At 70.7% G+C, this 420-nt stretch carries 1 pseudogene; it reads right to left on the bottom strand.

What is annotated here, in order from left to right:
• A pseudogene (locus FLO80_RS23990) lies at window positions 1–420 on the bottom strand (thiamine pyrophosphate-binding protein); the annotation flags it as partial.

The raw sequence follows: 420 nt of genomic DNA, 5'->3' as shown, positions 1-420 counted from the left end.
GGGCGCCTTGAGGCGGTCGGCGAGGGCCACCAGCAGGTCGTGGGCGCCCTGGCAGCCGGAGCCGGCGTAGATGCCGATCTTCTTGCCGTGGGCCAGCAGGCGGGCGACGTCCTGCAGTTCGGCGTCGCTGGGGCGCAGCACCGGTTGCGGGAAATGCACCGAGAACGGCAGGTCGTCCTTCACCGTGGCCTGGCTGATGTCGGCCGGCAGGATCACCACCGCCACGCCGCGCCGGTTGAGCGCCGCCTGGCAGGCCAGGGCCACCACCCGGCGCGCCTGTTCCGGGCTGTGCACCTGCTCGCAGAACACCGAGCAGCTGGCGTAGACCGCCTTGAAGTCGACCTCCTGGGGAAACTCCATGCCCAGTTGCGGGGTAACGATCTGGCTGGCGATCAGCACCATCGGCGCGCGGTTGCGCTG

Origin of the sequence: Aquicoccus porphyridii, from assembly GCF_008369105.1 — a bacterium.
GTDB classification, from domain to species: Bacteria; Pseudomonadota; Alphaproteobacteria; order Rhodobacterales; family Rhodobacteraceae; genus Aquicoccus; species Aquicoccus porphyridii.
The sequence above is the reverse complement of the archived record's forward strand: the minus strand, read 5'-3'. Positions and strand labels throughout refer to the sequence as shown.